The following is a 25,102-nucleotide window of genomic DNA, read 5'->3' as shown; positions in this document are numbered from 1 at the left end:
CTCTCCCGCAGGCGGGAGAGGGGAGAAAACCAGCAGCCGTTTTACTCCGCCTTCTTGCTCGGACGCTTGCGCGTCTTGCGCGCCGGCGCCGGCACCGGTGCGGCCTCGGCCTCAACCGCAGCCGGTTGCGGTTCCGCCTCCACCGTCGCCGTCAGCACGGTCGTGCCCGGCGCCGCGAACACCGACTGGTCGATCGGCCACGGCGTCTCGCTCAACGTCACCTCCGGCCGGCGCGCCGCGCGCTTGCGCGCGCTGGTGCGGCTGCCAGCCTTCGGTTGCACATCAGGCGGCACTTCGGGCTGCGGGTCCGGCTGCGGCGCCGCTTCCAGCGGCGGCACCGGCTCGGGCTCGGCCTGCACCGCGTCGGCCGCGACAAAGGGCGGCTCGGCTTGCGCCGGGGCTTCCGGCTCGGACGCAACCGTCTCCGGCGTGGGCAGTGGCTCGACCCCGCGGGCCGGTTCCGGCGCCGGCGCGGGTGCGGGTGCGGGCTGGCGACGCGCCGGCTCCGCGTGCTGGGCCGGCGGCTGCGGCGTGCGCTGCTGCGGCTCGCCGCCCTTGGCGCGCTTTTTCAGCCGCACCCAGATGGTCTTGTTGTTGCCGCCGTTGCGGGTCTCGACCTCGAACAGGCCGGTCGCCGCGACCAGCTCCGACAGCTTGCCGTAGCCGTAGTTGCGCGAGTCGAATTCCGGCGCCTGCTTGGCGATATGGTTGCCCATGCTGCCCAGCGCCAGCCAGCCGTCTTCGTCCGACACCGCCTGCGCCGCGTTCTGCAGCAGGCGCACCAGGCGCGAATCCTGGCGCAGCTCGCCGGTGCTGCGCTTGCGCGTGGGCGCGGCGGCGCCATCGGCCCCGTCCGCGCCGTCGGTGTCGACTTCGGCGCGCAGCACGTCGGAATAGATGAACTTGTCGCAGGCGGTGACGAACGGCTTGGGCGTCTTGCGCTCGCCAAAGCCGTACACCGTCAGGCCCTGTTCGCGGATGCGCGAGGCCAGCCGGGTGAAGTCGCTGTCGCTGGAGACGATGCAGAAGCCATCGAAGCGCCCGGTGTAGAGCAGGTCCATGGCGTCGATGATCATCGCGCTGTCGGTCGCGTTCTTGCCGACGGTGTAGCGGAACTGCTGGATCGGCTGGATCGAGTGCGACAGCAGCCGCTCCTTCCAGCCGGCCAGGTTGGGGCGAGTCCAGTCGCCGTAGATGCGCTTGACGGCGGCCACGCCGTACTTGGCGACCTCGGCCAGCAGGCCTTCGACGATGGCGGGCGCCGCGTTGTCGGCGTCGATCAGCACGGCCAGGGTCGCAGTGCCCTGGCGGGGGGAATTGGTCATGTTCGGATATTCGCTGGCAAGCCGCGCACCGGCGCGGGCGGACTAGATCGGGTTGCACCAGGATGGCAACGCAGATATGACGCACAAGAGACCGCCCGGCCAAGGCGCGGGCGATCTCGATGCAACGCAGTGTACACGCCAGGCCCTGTCGATACGGGAAATCGCGGCCATGACCGGCACGCTTTGTGCTGCATTGCAAGGTACCGCCGACTTTGTGGCGGTGCTACCATGCCGCGCAGAGACACAGCCGCTCCGGGCCTTCACAAGAGGCAACGAGGCGGTTGCCCACAACTGCAGGTTTCGGTGATCCCGACAGCACGCCCATAGAGGAGCACGCATGAATGCCCCCCTGACCTCGCCGGTCAGCGACGCCATCCGCCAGGCGCTCGCCAACGTTTCCCTCGAAGACAAATACACACTCGAACGCGGCCGCATCTATATCAGCGGCACGCAGGCGCTGGTGCGCCTGCCGATGCTGCAGCAGGAGCGCGACCACGCCGCCGGGCTGAACACCGCCGGCTTTATCTCCGGCTATCGCGGCTCGCCGCTGGGCGCGCTCGACCAGTCGCTGTGGAAGGCCAAGAAGCACCTGGCCGCGCACAACATCGTGTTCCAGGCCGGCCTGAACGAAGACCTCGCCGCCACCTCGGTGTGGGGCTCGCAGCAGGTCAACATGTACCCCGACGCGAAGTTCGACGGGGTCTTCGGCATGTGGTACGGCAAGGGGCCGGGCGTGGACCGCACCGGCGACGTGTTCAAGCACGCCAACTCGGCGGGCTCCTCCCGGCACGGTGGCGTGCTGGTGCTGGCCGGCGACGACCACTCGGCCAAGTCCTCGACGCTGGCGCACCAGTCCGAGCACATCTTCAAGGCCTGCGGCCTGCCGGTGCTGTATCCGTCCAACGTGCAGGAGTACCTGGACTACGGCCTGCACGGCTGGGCCATGAGCCGCTACTCGGGGCTATGGGTGGCGATGAAGTGCGTGACCGACGTGGTGGAATCGTCGGCCTCGGTCGAGCTGGACCCGCACCGCGTGCAGATCGCGCTGCCGGGCGACTTCATCATGCCGCCGGGCGGCCTCAACATCCGCTGGCCCGATCCGCCGCTGGAGCAGGAGGCGCGGCTGCTCGACTACAAGTGGTACGCCGGCCTGGCCTATGTGCGCGCCAACAAGCTCGACCGCATCGAGATCGATTCGCCGCATGCGCGCTTCGGCATCATGACCGGCGGCAAGGCCTATCTGGACACGCGCCAGGCGCTGGCCGACCTGGGCCTGGACGACGCCACCTGCGCGCAGATCGGCATCCGGCTGTACAAGGTCGGCTGCGTGTGGCCGCTCGAGGCGCATGGCGCGCGCGCCTTTGCCGAGGGCCTGCAGGAAATCCTGGTGGTGGAGGAGAAGCGCCAGATCATGGAGTACGCGCTCAAGGAAGAGCTGTACAACTGGCGCGACGATGTCCGCCCCAAGGTCTACGGCAAGTTCGACGAGAAGGACAACGCCGGCGGCGAATGGTCGATCCCGCAGGGCCACTGGCTGCTGCCGGCACACTATGAGCTGTCGCCGGCGATCATTGCCAAGGCCATCGCCACGCGCCTGGACAAGTTCGACCTGCCGGTGGACGTGCGCGCGCGCATCACCGCGCGCCTGGCCATCATCGAGGCCAAGGAAAAGGCGCTGGCCACGCCGCGCGTGGTCGGCCAGGGGAAGGACCAGCCGAAGGCCGAGCGCAAGCCGTGGTTCTGCTCGGGCTGCCCGCACAACACCTCGACCAACGTGCCCGAGGGCTCGCGCGCGCTGGCCGGCATCGGCTGCCACTACATGACGGTGTGGATGGACCGCAGCACCAGCACCTTCAGCCAGATGGGCGGCGAAGGCGTGGCGTGGATCGGCCAGGCGCCGTTTGCCGGCGACAAGCATGTGTTCGCCAACCTGGGCGACGGCACCTACTTCCATTCCGGCCTGCTGGCGATCCGCGCGTCGATCGCCGCGGGCGTCAACATCACCTACAAGATCCTGTACAACGACGCGGTGGCGATGACCGGTGGCCAGCCGGTGGACGGCCAGCTGTCGGTGCAGGATATCGCCTGGCAGGTGCACAGCGAGGGCGCGAAGCAGATCGTCATCGTCAGCGACCAGCCCGAGAAGTACAACGCGGCGATCAAGCTGCCGCCAGGCATCGACATCCATCACCGCGACCAGCTCGACCGCGTGCAGCGGGAACTGCGCGAAGTGCCGGGGTGCACCATCCTGATCTACGACCAGACCTGCGCCACCGAAAAGCGCCGCCGCCGCAAGCGCGGCACGATGGAAGACCCGCCGCGCCGCGCCTTTATCAACGACGCGGTCTGCGAAGGTTGCGGCGACTGCTCGGTCAAGTCCAACTGCCTGTCGGTGGAACCGCTGGAAACCGAGTTCGGCACCAAGCGCCAGATCAACCAGTCCTCGTGCAACAAGGACTTCTCGTGCGTGAACGGCTTCTGCCCCAGCTTCGTCACGGCCGAGGGCGCGCAGGTGCGCAAGCCCGAGCAGCATGGCGTGGCGATGGACAGCCTGCCGGCGCTGCCTGAGCCGCAGCTGCCGTCGATCCGCCGCGCCTACGGCATCCTGGTGACCGGCGTCGGCGGCACCGGCGTGGTGACCATCGGCGGCCTGCTGGGCATGGCCGCGCACCTGGAGAACAAGGGCGTCACCGTGCTCGACATGGCCGGCCTGGCGCAGAAAGGCGGCGCGGTGCTGTCGCACGTGCAGCTCGCCGCGCGCCCCGACGACCTGCATGCCACCCGCATTGCCATGGGCGAGGCCGACCTGGTGATCGGCTGCGATGCCATCGTGTCGGCCTCCGACGAGGTCATCTCCAAGACCCAGGCCGGCCGCACCCGCGCCGTGGTCAACACCGCGCAAACCCCGACCGCCGATTTCATCAAGAACCCGAAGTGGCAGTTCCCGGGCCTGTCCGCCGAGCAGGACGTGCGCAATGCGGTGGGCGAGAAGTGCGACTTCATCAATGCCTCCGGGCTGGCCGTGGCGCTGCTGGGCGATGCCATCTACACCAACCCGCTGGTGCTGGGCTACGCCTGGCAGAAGGGCTGGATCCCGCTGACGCTGCAGGCGCTGGAGCGCGCCATCGAGCTGAACGGGGTGGCGGTGGAAAAGAACAAGGCCGCCTTCGACTGGGGCCGCCATATGGCGCACGACCCGGAGCACGTGCTGTCGCTGAGCGGCAAGCTCAAGAGCACCGCAGAAGGCGCGGCCGTGGTCAAGCTGCCGGCGTCGACCGGCGCCCTGCTCGACAAGCTGATCGCGCGCCGCGTGGAACACCTGACGGCGTACCAGGATGCGGCTTATGCCAGCCGCTACCGCGAAGCGATCGAGCGCGTGCGCGCGGCCGAGAGCGCGCTGCTGGGCAGCGGCAAGGCCCTGCCGCTGACCGAGGCGGCGGCACGCAACCTGGCCAAGCTGATGGCGTACAAGGACGAGTACGAAGTGGCGCGTCTTTATACGGATCCAGCCTTCCTGGACAAGCTGCGCGCGCAGTTCGAGGGCGAGCCCGGGCGCGACTACCAGCTCAACTTCTGGCTGGCGCCACCGCTGAACGCGAAGCGCGACGACAAGGGCCAGCTGGTCAAGCGCAAGTTCGGCCCGTCGACGATGAAGCTGTTCCGCGTGCTGGCGAAGATGAAGGGCCTGCGCGGCGGCATCTTCGACATCTTCGGCAAGACCGAAGAGCGCCGCACCGAGCGCGCGCTGATCGGCGAGTACCGTGCCTTGCTGGATGAACTGGTGGCGGGCCTCAATGCCGCCAACTACGACACCGCCGTGGCGCTGGCCAACCTGCCGGACGATATCCGCGGCTTCGGCCACGTGAAGGAAAACAACCTGAAGGCGGTGCGCGGGCGCTGGGCGAAACTGCTGGAGCAGTTCCGGCATCCGGAGACGACGCAGCGGGCGGCTTGAGGCCCTCTCCCCATGAGGGGAGAGGGGAACACAATCGGTTTGGGTCAGTCGCCGGCTTACGCCTGCGCCAGCGTCGTTTCCCCCGGTTTCACATACATCGAATGCTTCGGCTGCGACAGCACCCGGCGCACCATCGGCTCGAAGAACGACAGCGGCAGCGTGTCGTAGTCGGTCATGAAGGCGGCGGCATCGTACTTGCGGCAGAACTCCGCGGTGCGCTCGAACAGTTCGGGCTGGCTGCGGTATTGCTCGCGCAGGTTGCGATCCAGGCCGAGATGATGGAAGAAGTAGTAGCCCTGGAACACGCCATGCTTTTCCACCATCCACAGGTTCTCGGCGCTGACGAAGGGCTTGAGGATGGCGGCGGCGATATCGGGATGGTTGAAGCTGCCCAGCGTATCGCCGATATCGTGCAGCAGCGCGCAGACCACGTACTCCTCGTCCTGGCCGTCGCGGTGGGCCAGCGTCGCGGTCTGCAAGGAATGCGTGAGCCGGTCCACCGGGAAGCCACCGCAATCGCCGTCGAGCAGGCGCAGGTGCGCCAGCACGCGGTCAGGCAACGCGCGTGCGAACGGCATGAACTCGGCGGAGATGGCGGCCCAGTCCTCGCGGGTGCCGTGTTCCATATGGCTGAAGCTGGCGCGTGCAGGCGCGTGGGTGTCGCTCATGCGGGTCTCCTTTGATGGGATGGGGCGCGGTGGCCGCGCGTGTCGTTGTCTTTTGCCGGCATTGTGGCACCCGTGGCCGGACTACACTGTCAAAAACCAAACAATGTGCCGGCATATTGCGGCGCAGCAGCGTTGATGTGATCCGGTTCGCACGGCTGTATCTCAAGGAGACAACATGACCTTCAACGGAAGCTGCCATTGCGGCAACATCGCCTTCGCGGTCGAGGCCGACAGCATCCCCAGCGTGATCCGCTGCAACTGCTCGATCTGCCGCCGGCGCGGGCACCTGCTGTGGTTCGTGCCGCGCGCGACCTTCAGGCTGGAAACGCCCGAGAGCAACGCCTCCACCTACCGCTTCAACACCATGAAGATCGCGCACCGCTTCTGCCCGGTATGCGGCTGCGGCCCGTACGCGGACGGCCAGGACAAGGACGGCAAGCCGATGGCCGCGGTCAATGTGCGCTGCCTGGACAATGTCGACCTCGACAGCCTGAAGGTCATCGACTATGACGGCCTGCACCACTGACCCCATGTTCCGCATCCTCGGCATCGACCACCTGGTATTGCGCAGCGCCGATGTGGCGGCGCTGCGGCGCTTCTATGTCGACGTGCTCGGCTGCAGCGTGGAGCGCGAGCAGGCCGAGCTGGGCCTGACCCAGCTGCGCGCCGGTGCCAGCCTGATCGACCTGGTCGCGCTCGACGGTCCGCTGGGCCGCGCCGGCGGCGCCGGGCCGGGCGAGGAAGGTCGCAACCTCGATCATTTCTGCCTGCGCATCGACCCGTTCGACGCGCAGGCGCTGCGCGCGCACCTGGCGCGGCACGGTGTCGACGCGGGCGAAGTGGCGCAGCGCTTCGGCGCCGAGGGCAAGGGCCCCTCGCTGTATGTGCGGGACCCGGACGGCAACGTGGTCGAGCTCAAGGGACCGCCCACGCCGGTGACCGCACAGTAACGCGGTGGCGTCCGGCGCGCCGCGCGCAGTATCGCTACAATTTGCGACTGGCCCCAGGCGCGCCGCTTCCATGGCGGCCATCCCCCGCCGGGCCCGCCATGACCACACTAGAAGCCAGTCCCGGCACGGACGCTGCCGACCACCGCCATGATGCCAGCGCGGCCCGCACCGGGCCGGCGCAGCCGGCCACGCCGCCGCGCCGGCTGGTGTGGATTCTCGGCCTGACCGAGACCATCTCCTGGGGCACGCTGTTCTTCGCCTTCACCGTCTTCATCGAGCCCATGATCGGCAGCCTGGGCTGGTCCAAGCCCTACCTGGCGGGCGGCTATTCGCTGGGGCTGCTGGTGTGGGCGCTGTGCTCGTTCGCGGTCGGCCGGCTGCTGGACCGCGCACCGGCGCGCAACGTGATGGGCGCGGGCTCGGTGCTGGCCGGGCTGGGCCTGCTGCTGTGGGCGTGGACGCCGTCGCAGTCCGTGTTCCTGCTGATGTGGGTGCCGCTCGGCCTGGCCATGGCGACCACGCTGTACGAGCCCGCCTTCGTCGTGCTGCGCCAGGCCTATGGCGACCAGTACCAGAAGCCGATCGTCGCGGTCACGCTGATGGCCGGCTTTGCCAGCACGATCTTCGTGCCGCTGGCGCAATGGCTGGTGCTGCATGTCGGCTGGCGCCCGACCCTGGTCGGCTTTGCCCTGCTGAACCTGCTGGTCTGCGCGCCGCTGCATGCGCGCATGCGCTACGCCCTGCATCCCTCTTACACCGGCGCTGGCGCCGGCACGGCCTCCGCCGGCGGCCGCGACATTGCCCGCGCCACGCTGCGCCAGCCGGTGTTCTGGGCGGTGGTGCTGGCCTTTACCGCGACCGCGGTGGTGGCGTCGCTGCTGGGCGCGCACCTGATCCCGATGCTGACGGAGAAGGGCATGCCGGTGGCACAGCAGCTGGCGGTCGCGGCGCTGATCGGGCCGGCCCAGGTGGCGGGCCGCATGCTGATGATGCGCGCAGGCGTGCGCCACCCGGTGCGGCTGTCGCTGCCGGTCTATGCGCTGATGAGCGCCGGGCTGCTGTGCTTTGCGCTGGGGCATGGCGCGTGGCTGATGGTGGCGGCCGTGCTGTACGGCTGCGCCAACGGCGTCAACACCATGCTGCGCGCGATGGCCATGCCGGAGCTGATCTCGCGCCACCATTACGCCACCCTCAACGGGCTGATGATGACGCCGGTACTGCTGATGCAGGCGGCGGCGCCGTGGCTGGGCGCGCTGCTGTGGCGCGCGGCCGGGGGCTACTGGCTGATGCTGTGGGTGATGCTGGCACTGGCGCTGGCCGCGCTGCTGGCCTTCGGCTACGCGCTGCACCGGCGCGGGCTGCTGCGCGTGGAGGCGGGCCACCCATGACCGGCTCCCCGGCGTCCGCCGCCGTGCTGCCCGCTGGCCGGGTCGCGCGCGCCACGCGCGGCACCATGGCGCTGTTTTTCGTCAACGGCGCTACCTTTGCCACCTGGGGCGTGCATATCCCCACCATCAAGGCACGCTTCGGCCTGTCCGACGCGATGCTGTCGCTGGCGATGCTGGCGGTGGCGGGCGGCGCCATCGTGGCGATGGGCCCGGTCGGGCGCTGGGTGGCGCGCGCCGGCAGCGCGCGCGCCTCGATGGCTGGCGGGCTGCTGTTCGCGCTGGCCACGGTGGCGATCCTGGCGATGCCGTCGTTCTGGCTGCTGCTGCCCGCGCTGCTGGTCTTCGGCATGACCAACGCGGCGTTCGATGTGGCCATGAACGCGCAGGCCGCCACGGTCGAGGCCAGCCGCACGCGGCCGGTGATGTCGTCGCTGCATGGCATGTTCAGCCTGGGCGGCATGGCGGGCGCCGGCTTTGGCGGCCTGATGCTGGCCTTGGAGGTGCCGCCGCTGGCGCATGCGGCCATGATGGCCGGCCTGACCGCGGCGGTGGCGGTGGCCACGCTGCCGGGGCTGCTGGCCGACCACCCCGTGCCGCCTTCCGCGCCCCACCATCGCGACCATGCGGTGCGGGCGCTATGGCTGCTGGGGCTGCTGGCGTTTCTCGGGCTGGTCGGTGAAGGCGCGATGTACGACTGGACCAGCGTCTATATGCGCGACGTGGCACGGGCGCCCGACGGCTGGGTCAGCCTGGGCTATGCCGCTTTCTCCGGCGGCATGGCGTGCGGGCGCTTCGGCGGCGACCGCCTGCGCGCGCGCCTGGGCGACAGGGCGACCCTGACCGGCAGTGCCTGGGTGGGCTTTGCCGGCATTGCGCTGGCGCTGGCCGTGCCGCTGCCGCTGGCCGCGCTGGCGGGCTTTGCGCTGATGGGGCTGGGCGCGGCCAATATGGTGCCGATCTTCTTTGTCGCCGCGTCGCGGCTGCCCGGCGTGGCACCGGCCGAAGCGATTGCGCGCGTGGCGCGCTTCGCCTATGTGGGGCTCTTGCTGGGCCCGGTGCTGATCGGCGGCGTGGCGCACCTGGCCAGCCTGCGCGCCGGCCTGGCGCTGGTGGCGCTGACCATGGGCTGGATCGCGCTGGCGGGAGCGCGCTCGGCGCGGCGCTACCTGCCGCCGCGTACCCCGGCCGGCCAGTAAGCCTTCAGGCCGCGGCCCGCAGCGGTGCCCCGGCGCCCATGCCCTCGAACACGAAGCTGTCCATGGCCAGCACGCCATAGGTGACCTCGTCGGCGACCCGGGACACCGTGGCCGGCTCCGGCAGCGCCGCGCGCGCGCCCTCCGGGCCGAGGGCAGCGCCCAGCGCCACATAGAAAGGCAGCAGGTGCTCGTCGGTCGGGTGTGCCCGGCGCGCATAGGGCGCCTGCGCACGGTAGTCGGCAATCAGGCGGGTGTCGCCGGTGGCCAGGGCCTGGTCCAGTGCCTCGGCCATCCACTGGCGGAACGCTTCGACATAGGGCTCGGCTGCCGGACCGTGCTGTTCGCGCCGGCCGCCGCCAAACACTTCCTGCAGGTTGTGCGTGAAGCTGCCGGAGGCCAGCACCAGCACGCCTTCGTCGCGCAGCGGCGCCAGCGCGCGCCCGATCGCGATCTGGGCCTGGGGAGCCAGATATGGATTCAGCGCCAGCTGCACCACCGGCATGTCGGCATCGGGAAAGAAGTGGCGCATCGGCATCCAGGCGCCATGGTCCAGCGGGCGCTCGTCGTCGTGGCCGACAAAGCCCGCGCCGGGAATCGCCGCCGACTCGACCAGCACCTTGACCCGCGCCGCCAGTTCCGGCGAACCCGGGGCGTCGTAGCGCAGCGCGTACAACTCGCGCGGGAAGCCGCCGAAATCGTGCCAGGCCTCCTGGCGCTCGCGGCTGGTGACCGCCAGCGTGCTGTAGATCCAGTGCGCCGAAATCACCAGCACCGCATGCGGGCGCTGCGCGCGCAGCCGGGCGCCGAGCGCCTCGAACGCGGCGCCGGTGGGGCCAGGATCGATGGCCAGCATCGGCGAGCCGTGGGAGATATAGAGCGAGGGAAGCATGGCAATACCGCCTTCAAACGGTTTGTGTACTGGCTTCCAGTTTGGCAAAGAACGCCGCCGGGCGCGGCCGCGCTTTGCGGACACCTCATGCAAAAAAATTGAATCCGGGGGCCGATCCGTGGCGCGGCCCACATAACCCGCGCCGAGCCCGCACCTCGGCGGATGCAAGGGACTTATGCTGCAGCCGGAAGCCCCTCATGCGGGCGCTCCGCAGGAAATTCCGCAACAGGAGACTAGGGTGGCATCGCGCAATCCGCGCCGCGCCGGACGGTACAACCCCATTCCGCGCCAGTGGTGGCAGCCGGGCGTCTACGGCAGCATGCCGGCCGTGGCGCTGTGGATCCTGGCGCGGCTGCCAGCCGGACTGCTGCTGTCCGTGACCGGCATGCCGGCCGCGCCGGCCTGGCTGAACCGGGCCGGAGACACGGTGTTCGTGTCGGGCTGGGTGGCCAGCGCCGTGCTGCTGTGGCTCACACGACGCCGCCTTGCCCCCGCCCCCTCGGCTTGCGCCGAGACTGTCCCCGCGAGCCCGCCAAGGCCGGAGCAGCGGGCGACTGAACCTGCACTGCCCGGCTGAAGTCGCGCGCGACGGCGCGCAGGCCTGCGATTAAGGAATCGCTTAATATGGCGATTTCCTTGCATGACCAACGCTTCATGACCGCGACTACCGCCCCCGTTCCAGAACTGACCAACGCCACCCGACGCAAGGCGATCATCGCCGCCACCATCGGCAATGGCCTGGAGTGGTTCGACTTCACCGTCTACAGCTTCTTTGCCGTCATCATCGCCAAGCTGTTCTTTCCCACCGGCAATGACCTGACCTCGTTCCTGCTCACCGTCGCCACCTTTGGCGTGGGCTTTTTCATGCGCCCGGTCGGCGCCATCGTGCTGGGCGTCTATGCCGACCGCGTCGGCCGCAAGGCGGCGCTGACGCTGACCATCCTGCTGATGGCGCTGGGCACCGCCATCATCGGCCTGGCCCCGACCTACCACCAGATCGGCCTGTGGGCCCCGGCGCTGATCGTGGTCGCGCGGCTGATCCAGGGCTTTTCCGCCGGCGGCGAAGTCGGCGGTGCCACCGCCTTCCTGATCGAGCACGCGCCCGACGCCGAGCGCGGCGCCTACGCCAGCTGGCAGCAGGCCAGCCAAGGCATTTCGTTCATGCTGGGCGCGGCCATGGGCGCACTGGTCACCAACGGCCTGTCGCCGGAACAGATCGACGCCTGGGGCTGGCGCATCCCGTTCCTGTTCGGCCTGCTGATCGGCCCGGTGGGCATGTATATCCGCTCGCACCTGCACGAGCCGCCCGAGTTCGAGGCGCGCCAGGCCGCCCGCAAGGCCGCGCAGGTGAAGTTCTCGCCGCTGTCGCAGGTGCTGCGCGACCACCCGCGCGAGGTGCTGGCCGGCCTCGGCGTGACCATCCTGTGGACGGTCTGCACCTACGTGCTGGTGTTCTACATGCCGTCGTACGCCAAGCAGCAGCTGGGCCTGCCGCTGGGCGCGACGTTCCAGTCGACCGCGCTGTGCGGCGCCATCATCCTGGTGCTGTGTCCGCTGATGGGCATGCTGTCGGACCGCGTGGGCCGCAAGCGCATGCTGGGCGTAGTGGCGCTGCTGATCGGCGTGCTCGCCTATCCGCTGTTCCACTGGCTCAACGTGGCGCCGACCACGCAGACGCTGCTGCAGGTGCAGATCGTGCTGGGCATCCTGCTGGCGGCGTTTACCGGCCCGGCGCCGGCGGTGCTGGCCGAGCAGTTCCCGACCGAAGTGCGCTCCACCGGCCTGTCACTGGCCTATAACTTCGCCGTGACCATCTTCGGCGGCTTTGCCCCGCTGATCGTGACGTGGCTGATCGAGTCGACCCAGAACAAGCTGGCGCCGGCCTACTATGTGATCGCCGCCGCCGTGGTCAGCTTTGTCGCGCTGGTGTTCATGCACGACCGGACCGGCAAGCGGCTGGCCTGAGCGCGCCGCGCGTCTTCATCGAAAAAGCCAGCCGCGAGGCTGGCTTTTTTGTGGCCGGCTGGCGGTCGCTCAAGCGTCTTCGTCGCCTTCCCGATAGATATGGATCACGTGCCGGGCCTCGAAACACAGCGGCATGCCGGGATTCATCTCGTCGGTGCAGTACGGCTGGTTGTCGAGTTCGCCGGTATAGAGCGCGCCTTCGCGCCCGGTCACATTGACCCACATCCGCTCGACGTGGACTTCCTCGTTGCCACCCTCGTCGGCGACGAGGATGCGGAAGATCAGCTTGACCTGCTGGCCCGCGGCAAGCGCGTCGCGTTCGGCGCGCGGCGGCAGCCAGAAGGTGTCGGGGTGGGCGGCCGCGATGGGCTCGGCGTCGTCGAGCTCCCATCCGTCCTCGTCCAGGGTGGTCAATCGCATGTCCATTTTCAGCCTTCCGCAATCTCTCAGGTGCGGGCATGATCGCAGCAAATGCGCCGGCCGGCGAGAGCCGGAGCCGCGCCCCATTTATTCGATACTGGAAAGGTACGCATGACGAGCAACAAGGAAGCGCTGGCCGCGCCGGTGCGCTGCGGCTGGTGCGGCACGCTGGAGGACTACTGCCACTACCACGATACCGAGTGGGGCTTTCCAGTGGCCGACGACCGCCGGCTGTTCGAGAAACTGTGCCTGGAAGGGTTCCAGTCCGGTCTCAGCTGGCTGACCATCCTGCGCAAGCGCGAAGCCTTCCGCAAGGCGTTCGCCAATTTCGACATCGAGAAAGTCGCGCGCTTTACCGAGCGCGATATCGCGCGCCTGCTGGGCGATGCCGGCATCGTGCGCCACCGCGGCAAGATCGAAGCCGCGATCAACAATGCCCAGCGGGCCCGCGAACTGCTGGAATCGGAGTCCTCGCTGGCGGCCTACTTCTGGCGCTTCGAGCCCGATCCGGCCAGCCGGCCGAAGGTGCTGACGCCAGAGGTACTGCGCACCATGGCCATTTCGCCCGAGTCCACCGCGCTATCCAAGGACCTGAAGAAGCGCGGCTGGCGCTTTGTCGGGCCCACCACGATGTATGCGCTGATGCAGGCCATGGGCCTGGTCAACGACCACCAGGAGGGCTGCGCCACGCGCGCGCAGGTTCTGGTTGCGCGCAAGGCGTTCAAGGTGCCGCGCTAGCCGGTATACGGACAGCCGCGTATACATGCCGACCAGGAAACAACACCTGGCGCAAAGGTCCTGGCTGTCGTCTTTATATTGTTTACGTATGTAAACATAGTAGTAGTAGGTAAACCGGGCTCCGGGCCGTGGATAAGTCACCTTTTCCCTTCTGGGTCAGTGACTTGCAGCGAAGATAACGGCTCCGGGATAACCCTGATTTGCCGGGACAAGTCCGCGGCAGCGTATACATCTGTCGCGCTCCCCGTGAGTTGTCCGTATACGTCCCACAGCGCGTCCCCAGGCGCGACACAGCTTGTCCGGCCAGTTATCCCCAGGCTTGGCCCACGCTGTCCACAGTCTGGGCTCAGCCATCGGCCGTGGTTGCGCCCACGTATACCGGGTCGACGTGCGTCATCACGTTCAGCACGTGGTGGTGTTCCAGCGTGCGGCGCCGAGCTTCCACCGCGATGGCATGACCCTGCGCCACGGTCAGGGTGGCGTCGATCTCGAGGTGCACGTCGACCAGGACCTGGTCGCCCATCTTGCGCGTGCGCAGTTCGTGCAGGCCGAGCACGCCGGGCGTGGCCAGCATGGTGGCGCGAATCGCGGCGACGGTTTCCTCGTCGGCGGCGCGGTCCATCAGGTCGTTGAGCGCGTTCCAGCCGAAGCGCAGTCCCATGCGCGCCACCATCAGCCCGACCACGATCGCCGCGATCGGGTCGAGGATGTGGTAGCCCAGCAGGTTGCCGCCAATGCCGAGCGCCACCACCAGCGACGACGCCGCATCCGAGCGCGCATGCCAGGCGTTGGCCACCAGCATGCTCGAGCGCACCCGCCGCGCCACGGCCAGCATGTAGCGGAACAGCAGTTCCTTGGACGCCAGCGTGGCCAGCGCAACCCACAGCGCCACGGGCTGCACCGGCTGCGCGCCGCCCGCAGACTGCAGCTTGCCCAGCGCCGCCCACAGCATGCCGGCCCCGACCGTCAGCAGCAGCACGCCCAGAGCCAGCGAGGCGGCGGTCTCGAAGCGCAGGTGGCCGTACTGGTGGTCGGCATCCGGGTCCTTGCGGCTCTGCCAGCCGGCGGCCAGCACGACAAAGTCCGAAAGCAGGTCGGACAGCGAATGCGCGGCGTCGGCGATCAGCGCCTGCGAGCCGGAGATCACCCCAGCGACCGCCTGCACCGCGGTCAGGCCGATATTGACCGCCACGCTGACCAGCGTGCTGTTCCGGCCGGCGCGATGGCGCGCCTCGGCTTGCGCGGCCGGCGTGGCGCCGTCGTCGGGCAGGCTGCCCGGTTTTGCTTGCATGCGGGGCGAGTGCGAATCCATCGGGTGACTATAGCCGAACCTGCGGGCAGCGCGGCGCGACAGCGACGCTCGGTCGGGCCGCGCCATCGTGCCGATTTCGTAACAGCGCTGGCTAACTTATTGCGCCGCCTTTACCGTAGAAAGGACGGGCACCGCACGGAGCGTGCGGACCAGCGCCAGCGGGCGCACCCGGTCTTTGCAAGGAGGGCTCTCACGATGGCGATCCGTTCGCTAGCCTCGCACAGCACATCCCAGCTACGCCGCCTGGTCGGACAGATGCAGGCGGAAGTCGACGCACTCGAAAACCTTTCCACGCCCGATGCCGATGCGCAAAGCCGCCTGGGCTATGCCACCGGCCGCCTGCGCGACGGCATCGAAGCGGTCGAGGATGCCCTGCAGTCACTGCGCGCGCTGCAACAGGTACGCCCGTCGGCGATGAAGGCCAGGCGGCCGACGCGCGTGGCCTAGCCCGCCTTTGGTGGCTTAAGCGCCGGCCGCGGCCGCAGCCGGCGCATCCGCCGGCCCCTGGCGCGGCGCCAGCCCCAGGGCGCGGGCCAGCGCTTCGCATGCGGCCGGGATCGGCCCGATCACGGGTACCGCGAAGCGCTGTTCCAGCGCCCGCGCGGCCTCGCCCAGCGGCCCGCCGCCGATGATCACGGCCTGCGCGCCATCGTCGATGCACGCCTGCACCGCGTCGGCGAGCCGTTCCTCCTGTTGCTGCGGCGCGCTGCCCAACGCGCGCGGGTCGCCATCGGTGAAGCGCGCGCCGGTAAACCAGGTCTCCAACCCGTGCCGGCGCACGCCGGATTCGATCGATGCCGCCAGCCGCGGCGTGGTGGTGGCGATGCCGAAGCGCCGCTCGCCCGCCGCGGCGGCGCGCATCGCGGCCTCGCCGATGCCGACCACCGGCGCCGCCAGCTGCGCGCGCAGCGCGTCGAGGCCCGGATCCCCGAAGGCGCCGACGATCACGCCCCCGGCAAGGCCAGCCAGGCGCACCATGTCCGCGTCATTGACCGCGCCGGCGGCCACCGCCAGATCGTTATCGTCGACGATCATCGGCGCGCCGCGCGCCACCGTCGCGCCGACCACGGCCGGCGGCGCGGCCAGGCGCTGCGCCAGCCAGGCGCGCGCGATGCCGACCATCATCTGCGTGGTGGCGCTGGAAGTGTTCGGGTTGATCAGCAGGATGTGGCTCATTCGCGTCTCGGGACTCAGGAGTGCTGGCTGGCGGCTGGCGCGGCATGGGCGGCCGCTGACTGGCCGGCCGGATCCCGCGTTGACTTCCGCACCCATGCCTTGTCTCCATGCGCACCCGGCGCTTTCTTTTCCGGGCCGGGGCCGAGCCGCTCCGGACGTATTGGGTTATTTTTTTCGCATGATAACCATCTGAAAATAATTTTTCATGCGGCTTTATACCAAGGCGTCGGCTGAAAAAGGCAGCCGACCTCGTTTCAGAAAGGGAAATGGCATCGAGTCGCGCCGGCGGCGCCAGCGCGCGTTCAGAGTTCGTCGAGCGCGTCGTGGAACGCTTCGACCAGGCCGAGGTGCCGTCGCCCCGGCGTGCCGGCCAGCTCCATCACCTGAGTGACCAGCAGATGGCACAGGCCGGTCACTGCGGCGTGGTTGTCCAGCACGCCAGGGGCCTGCACATCACAGCGCAGCACCCATCTGGCCGGTGCCTTGACCGCCGCCCCCTGCTCCGTGATGTAGAGCAGCCGCGGGCAAGCCTTCGCCGCCTGCGCCACGACCGACGGCAACTCGCGCACGCGCCGGCGCAAGGCCAGCACGATCACCACGTCGTCTTCCGTCATGCCGGCGAGATGCTCGCCCATGGTTTCGCCGGCGCCGGGCACCACCTGTGCGCTCGGCACGATCTGCAACAGTTGCCAGCGCAGGTACATGGCCAGCGGCTGGCTCGAGCGGAAGCCGACGATCCAGACCCTGCGCGCGCCCAGGATCGCCTCGGCGATTTCCCGCAGCTGTGCCTCTGACAGGCGCCGGTAAGTGGCGCCGAGGTTGGCCAGGGACTGCTGGAGATGCGCGCCGAGCGAGCCGGTGTCGGCGGCGCCGGCTGCGCTTTCGGTGGCGGCCAGCAACAGCGGCGAGCCCGCGCTCTTCTCCGAGCGCACATGCTTGCGCGCGTCGTCATACGAGGCATAGCCCATGCGGCGCACGAAGCGCGTCACGGTGGCATTCGACACATTGGCCAGCCCGGCCAGTTCCGAGGCGGTATAGCCCGCGAGATCGCCGGGGAAATCCAGCGCGAACTCCGCCAGCCGGCGCTCCGATGGCGACAACTGGTCCAGCTGTTCGCGGATGCGTCCGACGAACGATTTTCTGGTGGCTTGCATGGGACGAGCTCGGCTTTGGTGCGCGCGGTCGGTCGACTCACGTCGGTGCGCGCGCGGGGCTCCAAGGGGCTCAACGATAACGTATGGCGCCGCGCGAAGCGAGCCGCAGGCGCCGGCCTGCCCGACCCACTGCGCGTGGCGCTTAACGCCGCGGGCCGCTGGCATTCATGTGGAATTCAGGTGGCATTAACCCTCGCCCTGCTGGCGCCGCGCCGGCATTAAATAACCGCCCGGACCTGTTTCAAAGCCCTCCAATTACCCGTTTTGTTAGTCGCGAAAATCGCGCGCGATGATATTGCCGCGTACGGAAGCCTGTCCACAAATCGAACAAATCCTTACATGTGATCCAAGCGCGAGTAATCCTTACGTCGCAAGAGCGCACCGCAATAGTGCACAGGTGCCCCGCCCGAAAATCACACGTAACCCATTGTTACCAGCCTGTACGGTCTCGGACACGTACCCCTAGTATCGCCGCTGCCGGGTTTTCCAAGGGGTTAACCCGATCCGCTTTTTATGCCACTGCAATTCGTCGCGCACACTGCAAACCGGCACAAGAACGGGCGTGGTGATGTTTATTCACTTTCATCTTTTATCCATTCACTTAAATATCAATGACTGGGAAAAATCTCCCTCGCGATAACCCATCCGACCTGCGCAGAGCGCGCAATACTTACATTCTGCCGAGCCTGAACTTCCTGGCTGCCGCCTGCGCCGCTGTGGTGCTTACGGCATGCGGCGGTGGTGGCGATGGCAGCGATGCCACCACCTCCGGTAGCACCTCGTCGACCGAAGCTTCGCGCGGCCCGACCACTCCGGCAGCGGAATCCACTCAAGTCGCCGACGAGATTTTCGACGGCTCGGGCAATTTGAATGCCGACGAATATGTCGCCATTGCCTCGGATTATTCCGGCGAAAAAGCCATGGCTTATCGCTACGGCGCGAGTAATTCCGCCCCCGCAGCGGTTGGTACGGTGTGGAAACCCGAGGACAAGACCTTTTACCCGCACGGCAATACCTGTTTCCAGCAGGATTACCCGGGCGCCACGATGGATACCAGCACCAACGTGATCTATCAGCTGGGTAACCTCGACTGTGCCCGCAATGATTACGGCAGCAACATGGGCGACGTGATTTTCCGCGCGGACTCCGCTTCGGACTCTGGCGTCACGCCGCTGCTGACGCTGGCGCTGAGCGCCGGCACCATTGCCGAAAAGCCGCAGACCCCGTGGTTCTGGGGCCATACCACCACCAATCCGCTGCTGAAGGAACACGTCACGGCCAACGGTGGTGCGATGCCGACGCAGCCTATCGCCATGGGCCGCTGCAGCGAGCACGATTGCGCACAATCGCTGGTGGCTTTTCAGAACGGCCTGATTGCCTCGGTCGGCATGAATACGGCTTCGCACTCGGCTTCGGTGAAGCTGCCGGAGGGCAAGGTGCCCACGGCCATCGCCATTACGTCGAATTCCGAATTTGCCCTGGTGACCATCTGGGACACCAAGAACCTGAAGGGCCAGGTGGCGGTGATTGCGCTGGGCAGCCTCGCCGACGGCAGCCAGGTGGGGGGTCCGTATGACTCCAGCGATATGTCGTGGCATGGCCTCTATCCGGGCTTCCGCAACATGTCGAACTTCGTCTTCATGAAGCTGCTGGGCTTCGTTGACCTGCCGGATATGAAGGCCCCGACGGAGATTTCCGCCGTGACCGACTTCAGCGTCATGCAGGACAACACCACCCAGGGCTGGATGCGTGACCCGGTGGGTGACCGCGGCGCGAGCCTGGGTCGCGACGAAGCGACGCCTGGCCTGAGCGAAGCCAACCAGAAGAGCTACGCCCCGGGTGGCGTCAACGCCGACCTGATCTCCCGCGCCGGCGTGGCCGCAGTGATCTCGAAGTCGGAAAAGAAGGTGGTGTTCCTGGACCTGAAGCCGCTGTTCGACAAGGTCAACAACACCTACTTCGAAGGCAGCTTCAGCGATCTGCAGAACACCCTGAACAATACCGGCCTGGAAGACTCGCAATGGCCGCAGACGTTCTCGGTGGACAACTACGCTCCGACCATCGTCAAGACCATGAGCCTGGCCGAAAAGCCGACCGCGGTGAGGGTCTCGATGCTGGCCAACCCCGGCCAGGCCTGGGTGGCGACGGAAGACGGCGTGATCCACGCGATCTCGGTGGCTGGCGTGCAGTCGGGTACCAACCTTGATCCGGAACTGATCAAGGAAGTGACCAGCCTGCAAGTGGGCAAGAACCCGACCAGCATGATCCACCAGGTGAATCGCGAGAGCTTCGGCAACTCGAACACCAAGTTGTGGGTGGTGTCGCGTGGCGAGCAGAAGGTCCAGCTGGTCGACATGGCAACGCTGACGGTCGAAAAGACGCTGCAGGATTCGCGTATGGTCGATCCGATCACGGTGTCTGAAACCCAGCAAAGCCCGCTGCTGACCAGCGTGTTCTCGGTGACCGACTATGCCGGCAAGCAGGTGCTGAACTATCGCTATGCGCCGATCAACCTGCAGGGCGGGAACACCCCGATGTATATCGGCGTGGGCCAGTCGGGCAATGAAGAGTTCGAGTTCGGCGGTTCCTATGCGGTGGCCGGCAAGCCGTTCAACTTCACCCAGAGCAATGTACCCTGAGCGCCATGTCAGCCTGAAGCGCGCCGGCTGATCCCGGCAAGCTTCTGCCCCTGATAGCGCTTGTTCGAGGCCCGCACGGTTCGCCGTGCGGGCCTTTTCCATTTGGGCCAAAGCCGGCCACGCCGTGACGCGGCGTGCGCTGGAGCACAGATTGCCAGCCCGGGGACATGACAACCTCGCCATATGCGCAAGGAGCCCGTCCCAATGCCGAATCCATCCGCCCACGACCTGAACGCCCGCGGCATCGGCGCCCCCATCAGCCTGGTCGCGCCCGGCGAAGGTGGCGTCAGGGACTATGCCGCGACGCTCAACGGGCTGCTGCAGGGAAAGCTGCTCGAGGCGACGCCCGACCTGCCGGCGGCCGCGCTGGCCGGCGCCGACGTGATCCTCCATTACGTTGGCTACGGCTACGCCACGCGCGGTACGCCGTTGTGGCTGCTGCGGCGCCTGCGCGAGGCGCGCCCCCACATCCGCCGCCTCGGCGTCTTCTTCCACGAACTGTATGCCGACGGCGCGCCATGGCGCTCGGCATTCTGGCTCTCACCGGTGCAGCGCTACATTGCCGCCGAACTGGCAGCGCTGGCCGACTTCTGGGTGACCAACCGCGAGGGTTCGGCGCGCTGGCTCAGCGCCCACGCGCCGGCGCGGCCGCACCGGGTGCTGCCGGTGTTTTCCAATCTGGGGGAAAGCGGCGTGCCGCAGCGGGACCGGCAAGCCGCCGTGGTGGTGCTCGGGGGCGCCGCGCTGCGCGCCCAGACGTACCAGGAGGCGGGCGAGGCCCTGTTCGACTGGGTCGGCAGCGCCGGCTTCACGCTACACGACATCGGCCCGCCCCTCGCCGACACCGGCCTCGCCGCCCGCATCGCCCGGCGCGGCGCGGTGGTGCACGGCCGCGTCGAAGCCGCAGAGGCGGCGCGGCTGCTGTCGGTATCGACCTATGGGGTGCTGGCCTACCCCGTCGACTACGCGGCCAAGAGCGGGGTCTTCGCCGCCTACTGCGCCCACGCGGTCTGCCCGGTGCTGCTGTCCCGCAGCAGCGGCGTGCACGATGGCATCACGCCCGGGCACTACCTGCCGTCGATCGAGGCCATGACACCGGCCCCTGATGCCGCCTGGCGCATCGGCCGGGCCGCCCACGCGTGGTATGCGCCCCATGCGCTGCGGCATCACGAGGCCGGGTTCAGGGAGTTGCTGGGGTTGGAAACGCTGCCAGTGCAGGTCGCTGCGGCGTTGTGAGGAGGGACGGCGGGAACGCCGCCAACAAAAAACCCCGGCAGCCTGGCGGCTCCGGGGTATTCGTTCGAATTACGGACTTGCGAAGAATTCTGGTGGACCGAAGGAGGATCGAACTCCCGACCTCTGCATTGCGAACGCAGCGCTCTCCCAGCTGAGCTATCGGCCCGTCGCGGAGGATTGTAGCGTACTTGGGCGGCGCGCTTCAATCCTCCGCGCGGCCGTGCGTGCTGTTTGCCACATCACGCCGCGATGCCGGCATTGCCGTCCATGCCGCGCACGCGCGGCAGGTTCAGCGGGCGCGCGCTGACTTCGCGGGTGTTGCGCAGCCACTGCGCCATCACGTCCCAGACCGGCGCCCCGCCGGCCTCCCGCGCTTGCTCCGCGACCGGCGCCCAACCCGCCACCTTGTAGGTCTTGCCCGCTTCCAGCGGCTTGCCCGCCAGGCGCATGTCGGTGATGCGCTTGCCCATGCCGGCGGCGGGATCGATGGTGTACTGCAGCCCGCCCACGCGCACCATGTCGCCGCCCTGCTGGTAGTACGGGTCGGGATTGAACAGGTTGTCGGCGACGTCTTCGAGGATGGTCTTGATGGTCTCGCCGCTCATCGCCGTCACGGTGGTGTACGGGTAGGTGATGGCAGTCTGGTCCATCAGGTGTTCCATGGTGATGGCCTGGCCCGGCAGCAGCGTGGTGCCCCAGCGGAAGCCCGGCGAGAACGCGATCTGCGCGCCCTGCACCTGCATCAGGCCATCCAGGATCAACTGGTCGAAGGTGCCGTTGAAATTGCCGCGGCGGTACAGCAGGCCGCGGTTGACGGCGAGGACTTCGGACAGCTTCTTTTCATACGGCGCCCGTACCTTGTGGATGAGCGCATCCATGGCCGGGTCGGCCGGCAGGTAGTTGGCGAAGACCGGCAGCAGCCGGTAGCGGAAGTCCGCCACCTTGCCGTTCTTGACGTCGAAATCGAGCACGCCGAGGAACTTGCCGTTGGAGCCGGCATTGGTCACCAGCGTGGTGCCGCCGGCGTTCTTCACCGCCACCGGCGCGGGCACGCCGTCATGGGTGTGGCCGCCGAGGATGGCGTCGAGCCCGCGCACGCGCGAGGCCAGCTTCAGGTCGACGTCCATGCCGTTGTGCGACAGCAGCACCACCGCCTGCGCGCCCTTGCCGCGCGCCGCGTCGATGACCTGCTGCAGGTTTTCTTCCTGGATGCCGAAGGTCCAGTCCGGCACGAAGTAGCGCGGGTTGGCGATCGGCGTGTACGGGAAGGCCTGGCCGATGATGGCCACCGGCACGCCGTTGATCTCGCGGATCACGTACGGATCGAACACCGGGTCGCCGAAGTCGTTGGTCTTGATGTTCTGCGCCAGGAAGGCGACCTTGCCCTTGAAGTCCTTGTCGACGATTTCCTTGACGCGCTCGGCGCCGAGCGTCATTTCCCAGTGCGGCGTCATCACGTCGACACCGAGCGCCAGCGCCGCATCGACCATGTCCTGCCCCTTGGTCCACAGCGCCGTGGCCGAGCCTTGCCAGGTATCGCCGCCATCGAGCAGCAGCGCGCCCGGCCGGCCTGCCTTGAGCCGCTTGACCAGCGTGGCGAGGTGCGCAAACCCGCCGACCTTGCCGTAGCGTCGCGCGGCCTCGTTGAAATCGAGATAGGTGAACGCATGCGCCTGCGGCGTGCCGGGGCGGATGCCGTAATGGCGCAGCAAGGCCTCGCCGACCAGGTGCGGCGGCTTGCCGGCGTAGTCGCCGATACCGAGGTTGACGCTGGGTTCGCGGAAATTGACCGGCCGCAGCTGCGCATGGCAGTCGGTGAAATGCAGCAGGTGGACGTTGCCGAAGCGAGGCAGGTCGTACATCGACTCGACGGCCTGCGCGGCGTGCGCGTCCTGGTGGGAAAAACTCATGCCGCCGGCGCCGGCGATGGCCAGCACCTGCAGGAACTCGCGTCGGTTCATGTCTCGTCCTGTGGATAAGTGCGTGCCGGTGGGCGCATGGCGTCCGGCATCGCATCGCTATGGCTTCGCGTAACGCTCCAGCGCGGCCACGTCGTCTTCGAGCATCTCGCCCACTTCCTTCTGCACCACGCGGCCGCGCGCGTCGATCACGTACAGTTCCGGCAGCCCCTTGCGCTTGCCGAACGCGGCCTGCAGCGCGGGCGAATCCATCGTCGCGGGGAAGGTGTAGCCGCGCTTCTTCATGTAATCGGCGGCCTCGCGCGGGTCCTTGTCGATGCTGATGGCCAGCACCTGCAGCGGCGTGCCGCGCGTGCGCTCGTACAGCTTCTGCAGGCGCGGGTTCTGCATCGCGCAGAACGGGCACCAGGTGGCCCAGTATTCGACCACCAGCGGCTTGCCCGCCAGCGCGGCCGCGCTCAGCGTGCGGCCGTCGAGGGTGCGGACCTCGGGCAGGCGCACCGTGTCGCCCACTTCCAGCGCGGCGGCGCCGGCCGCGGCCATGAACAGGCCCGCGGCCAGCAGCGCGCGCAGCAGCATGGCGGGCGCGCGCATCGGCGTTACTGGTTGACCGGCGAGGCCGGGTCGAGCAGCAGCGCCATCACGTCGCGGATCTGGGCCTCGGTCAGGATGCCCTTGTGGCCGAAGCGCGGCATGTTGGAGCAGGCGGCGTAGGCGCTGGAGTCCCAGATCTTGCCCCAGGTGTACTTGATGACCTCCTGCGAGTTGCCGCGCAGCTTGCCGTACTGATACAGCGACGGTCCGATGTTGCCGAACGAGATCTCTGCCTTGGTCATCTGGTGGCAGGCGTAGCAGTTGCCGCCGTTGGTGCCGCCGACCTGGTCGGTGAACTGCATGCCGCGGCCGTTCTGCGCGACCTTCTCGCCTTCCTTCCAGTCGCCCAGCCATTTGTCGTCGGTTGGGTACTTGACCTGCTTCAGCTCGGCGGCCTCGATCTTCTTCGCCAGCTTGGCCGGCACCCGGGTGCGGTCGGGATACTGGCTGCAGGCCTGCTGCATGCCGTCCTGGTTCAGCACGCCCTCGACCGTGACCGGGCCGCGCGAAGAGAACGAGTCTTCGATCAGCTGCTTCATGTCGGCGCCGCTGACGGCGGCGGGCTTGCCCTTGGCGGTGCGGGCCTTCCCGCTGTCTTGCGCATACGCGCCGGTTGCCAGCAGGGCGGCCAGGGCCGCGACGGCCACTGCCTTGGTATGTCGTTGCATGGTGTCTCTCCCGTACTGGTCAGCGCTTCATCGCCGGGCCGTCGTAGGTGCCGCCGTTGGCGTTTTTCGCCAGGAACATGGTCAGCGCGGTGATCACGTCCGAGCCATAGGCGGGTTCGGGAAAGCGCTGCTGGCGCAGGCAGTCGTACAGGCGGTGCTGCATGGTGCGGACCTCGCCCTGCGACACGCGGTACGCCGGCCAGGTGGTGTAGGCCGCCTGCGCGCCCTTGTCGGTCAGCAGGTTGGGCAGGTCCTGCAGGCGGATGCGCTGGCCGTCCACCGCATGGCAGGTGGCGCAGGCAAAGTCATAGGCACCGCCGCGGTAGAAGAACATCTTCTCGCCCAGCGCATAGGTGCGCTTCTCTTCCGGATGGCTGAGCTGCACGTTCATCTTCACGCCGCGCGACTCGCCGGTCAGGTAGGCGACCAGCCGTTCGATCTCGGACGGCTTGCCCGACGACGAGAACGGGGTTTTGGTGGCCTCTTCCTTGCTCAGCCCCTGCAGCGTCATGCGGCAGTGGGCCAGCCGCTGCTCCAGGTCCATCACCTTGTTGGTGTCCTTGAAGTAGCGCGGCAGTTCGGCGTAGGCGCCCTTGGTTACGCCCGGGCCCTTGCCGAGATCGCATTGCTCGAGCGAGGCGTTCTTCGGGCCGGCAGGCTTCTTCCACAGCTCTTCGCCGGCGGCTTCCCACAACTCGGCGGGATTGCCTTCGGCCAGCATCTGGCGGTATTTGGCGATTTCGTCGGCGGTGCTGCCCTGCGCATGCACGGCGGCGGCGCCTGCAACCGCCGCGGTGGCGGCCGCGGCCAGCGCGGCGCGCCGGAGCTGGCTTCGGATGGTGTTCATGGGGCTTCTCCTCGCGGCCGCGCCCTTGTGGACGGGCCGTTCTTCTCTTGTCTTGCCTTCAGG

22 protein-coding genes and 1 tRNA gene are annotated in these 25,102 nt (G+C 68.1%); 11 read left to right on the top strand and 12 right to left on the bottom strand.

All coding sequences use genetic code 11. The features are described 5' to 3' along the window. Window positions 1–41: 41 nt before the first annotated feature. Window positions 42–1,325: an NYN domain-containing protein gene (locus U9J39_RS22045; RefSeq protein WP_326348057.1), complete on the bottom strand. Its 1,284-nt coding sequence runs from the start codon at window positions 1,323–1,325 to the stop codon at window positions 42–44. Between the two features lie 337 nt (window positions 1,326–1,662). On the opposite strand from U9J39_RS22045, the gene U9J39_RS22040 reads away from it, so the two are divergent. Then, entirely contained in the window at window positions 1,663–5,280 is a 3,618-nt protein-coding gene (locus tag U9J39_RS22040) for an indolepyruvate ferredoxin oxidoreductase family protein (RefSeq protein WP_326348056.1), read from the top strand. 56 nt (window positions 5,281–5,336) lie between these two features. Here U9J39_RS22040 and U9J39_RS22035 read toward each other — a convergent pair whose 3' ends face one another. Beyond that, on the bottom strand, window positions 5,337–5,948 hold the full coding sequence (locus U9J39_RS22035; RefSeq protein ID WP_111521211.1) for an HD domain-containing protein: 612 nt from the start codon (window positions 5,946–5,948) through the stop codon (window positions 5,337–5,339). A 175-nt stretch (window positions 5,949–6,123) separates the two neighbouring features. On the opposite strand from U9J39_RS22035, the gene U9J39_RS22030 reads away from it, so the two are divergent. The 4 genes from U9J39_RS22030 (at window position 6,124) to U9J39_RS22015 (ending at window position 9,482) form a co-directional block, all read left to right on the top strand. Further along, window positions 6,124–6,474 carry a GFA family protein gene (locus U9J39_RS22030; RefSeq protein WP_018006114.1) on the top strand — a complete coding sequence of 117 codons (351 nt, stop codon included), beginning with the start codon at window positions 6,124–6,126 and terminating at the stop codon, window positions 6,472–6,474. 4 nt (window positions 6,475–6,478) lie between these two features. Next, complete coding sequence (locus tag U9J39_RS22025; protein ID WP_116311863.1) at window positions 6,479–6,898, top strand: VOC family protein; 420 nt, start codon at window positions 6,479–6,481, stop codon at window positions 6,896–6,898. Window positions 6,899–6,996: 98 nt separating this feature from the next. Next, window positions 6,997–8,286, top strand: a complete 1,290-nt coding sequence (locus tag U9J39_RS22020) for an MFS transporter (RefSeq protein ID WP_326348055.1) — start codon at window positions 6,997–6,999, stop codon at window positions 8,284–8,286. Beyond that, the gene (locus U9J39_RS22015) at window positions 8,283–9,482 is read left to right on the top strand and encodes an MFS transporter (RefSeq protein WP_326348054.1); all 1,200 of its coding nucleotides are present in this window, start codon (window positions 8,283–8,285) and stop codon (window positions 9,480–9,482) included. Before U9J39_RS22020 ends, U9J39_RS22015 begins: the two co-directional genes overlap by 4 nt. Window positions 9,483–9,486: 4 nt before the next feature. Here the strand turns inward: U9J39_RS22015 and U9J39_RS22010 are convergent, their stop codons facing one another. Beyond that, a complete protein-coding gene (locus tag U9J39_RS22010) occupies window positions 9,487–10,371 on the bottom strand; it encodes a DODA-type extradiol aromatic ring-opening family dioxygenase (protein WP_116311865.1) in 885 nt (294 codons plus the stop codon). 238 nt (window positions 10,372–10,609) lie between these two features. On the opposite strand from U9J39_RS22010, the gene U9J39_RS22005 reads away from it, so the two are divergent. Both U9J39_RS22005 and U9J39_RS22000 read left to right on the top strand, forming a co-directional pair. After that, window positions 10,610–10,948 (top strand): hypothetical protein, encoded by a 339-nt coding sequence (locus U9J39_RS22005; protein ID WP_326348053.1) that lies wholly within the window; start codon window positions 10,610–10,612, stop codon window positions 10,946–10,948. A 77-nt stretch (window positions 10,949–11,025) separates the two neighbouring features. After that, window positions 11,026–12,336 carry an MFS transporter gene (locus U9J39_RS22000; protein WP_326348052.1) on the top strand — a complete coding sequence of 437 codons (1,311 nt, stop codon included), beginning with the start codon at window positions 11,026–11,028 and terminating at the stop codon, window positions 12,334–12,336. A 69-nt stretch (window positions 12,337–12,405) separates the two neighbouring features. Here the strand turns inward: U9J39_RS22000 and U9J39_RS21995 are convergent, their stop codons facing one another. Further along, window positions 12,406–12,762: a DUF2314 domain-containing protein gene (locus U9J39_RS21995; protein ID WP_115711212.1), complete on the bottom strand. Its 357-nt coding sequence runs from the start codon at window positions 12,760–12,762 to the stop codon at window positions 12,406–12,408. Window positions 12,763–12,867: 105 nt separating this feature from the next. On the opposite strand from U9J39_RS21995, the gene U9J39_RS21990 reads away from it, so the two are divergent. Then, window positions 12,868–13,494: a DNA-3-methyladenine glycosylase I gene (locus tag U9J39_RS21990; protein ID WP_116311867.1), complete on the top strand. Its 627-nt coding sequence runs from the start codon at window positions 12,868–12,870 to the stop codon at window positions 13,492–13,494. Window positions 13,495–13,840: 346 nt separating this feature from the next. On the opposite strand, the gene U9J39_RS21985 is transcribed toward U9J39_RS21990, so the two are convergent. Continuing rightward, window positions 13,841–14,785, bottom strand: a complete 945-nt coding sequence (locus U9J39_RS21985; protein ID WP_240987629.1) for a cation diffusion facilitator family transporter — start codon at window positions 14,783–14,785, stop codon at window positions 13,841–13,843. Between the two features lie 216 nt (window positions 14,786–15,001). Here U9J39_RS21985 and U9J39_RS21980 point away from each other — a divergent pair, with 216 nt between their 5' ends. Next, the gene (locus U9J39_RS21980; RefSeq protein ID WP_018006124.1) at window positions 15,002–15,253 is read left to right on the top strand and encodes a hypothetical protein; all 252 of its coding nucleotides are present in this window, start codon (window positions 15,002–15,004) and stop codon (window positions 15,251–15,253) included. A gap of 15 nt (window positions 15,254–15,268) precedes the next feature. Here U9J39_RS21980 and U9J39_RS21975 read toward each other — a convergent pair whose 3' ends face one another. After that, complete coding sequence (locus U9J39_RS21975; RefSeq protein WP_326348051.1) at window positions 15,269–15,982, bottom strand: aspartate/glutamate racemase family protein; 714 nt, start codon at window positions 15,980–15,982, stop codon at window positions 15,269–15,271. Window positions 15,983–16,284: 302 nt separating this feature from the next. Continuing rightward, window positions 16,285–17,136 (bottom strand): MurR/RpiR family transcriptional regulator, encoded by an 852-nt coding sequence (locus U9J39_RS21970; RefSeq protein ID WP_326348050.1) that lies wholly within the window; start codon window positions 17,134–17,136, stop codon window positions 16,285–16,287. A gap of 719 nt (window positions 17,137–17,855) precedes the next feature. On the opposite strand from U9J39_RS21970, the gene U9J39_RS21965 reads away from it, so the two are divergent. Together U9J39_RS21965 and U9J39_RS21960 are read left to right on the top strand one after the other, a co-directional pair. Continuing rightward, the gene (locus tag U9J39_RS21965) at window positions 17,856–19,775 is read left to right on the top strand and encodes a hypothetical protein (RefSeq protein WP_326348049.1); all 1,920 of its coding nucleotides are present in this window, start codon (window positions 17,856–17,858) and stop codon (window positions 19,773–19,775) included. Window positions 19,776–19,979: 204 nt separating this feature from the next. Next, entirely contained in the window at window positions 19,980–21,011 is a 1,032-nt protein-coding gene (locus U9J39_RS21960) for a hypothetical protein (RefSeq protein WP_326348048.1), read from the top strand. A gap of 90 nt (window positions 21,012–21,101) precedes the next feature. On the opposite strand, the gene U9J39_RS21955 is transcribed toward U9J39_RS21960, so the two are convergent. The 5 genes from U9J39_RS21955 to soxA form a co-directional block, all read right to left on the bottom strand. Continuing rightward, window positions 21,102–21,177: transfer RNA gene (locus U9J39_RS21955), tRNA-Ala, on the bottom strand. A gap of 73 nt (window positions 21,178–21,250) precedes the next feature. Then, window positions 21,251–22,972, bottom strand: coding sequence for a thiosulfohydrolase SoxB (gene soxB, locus U9J39_RS21950; RefSeq protein ID WP_116311871.1), 1,722 nt, complete (start codon window positions 22,970–22,972; stop codon window positions 21,251–21,253). A gap of 57 nt (window positions 22,973–23,029) precedes the next feature. Continuing rightward, window positions 23,030–23,524: a TlpA disulfide reductase family protein gene (locus tag U9J39_RS21945; RefSeq protein WP_116311872.1), complete on the bottom strand. Its 495-nt coding sequence runs from the start codon at window positions 23,522–23,524 to the stop codon at window positions 23,030–23,032. A gap of 5 nt (window positions 23,525–23,529) precedes the next feature. Continuing rightward, on the bottom strand, window positions 23,530–24,192 hold the full coding sequence (gene soxX, locus U9J39_RS21940) for a sulfur oxidation c-type cytochrome SoxX (protein ID WP_326348045.1): 663 nt from the start codon (window positions 24,190–24,192) through the stop codon (window positions 23,530–23,532). A 19-nt stretch (window positions 24,193–24,211) separates the two neighbouring features. Continuing rightward, window positions 24,212–25,039 (bottom strand): sulfur oxidation c-type cytochrome SoxA, encoded by an 828-nt coding sequence (gene soxA / locus U9J39_RS21935; RefSeq protein ID WP_116311874.1) that lies wholly within the window; start codon window positions 25,037–25,039, stop codon window positions 24,212–24,214. Between the last annotated feature and the right edge of the window lie 63 nt (window positions 25,040–25,102).

The sequence above is a fragment of the Cupriavidus sp. SS-3 genome (assembly GCF_035818815.1).
GTDB lineage: Bacteria > Pseudomonadota > Gammaproteobacteria > Burkholderiales > Burkholderiaceae > Cupriavidus > Cupriavidus taiwanensis_C.
This window is presented reverse-complemented; position numbering and strand designations above follow the sequence as displayed.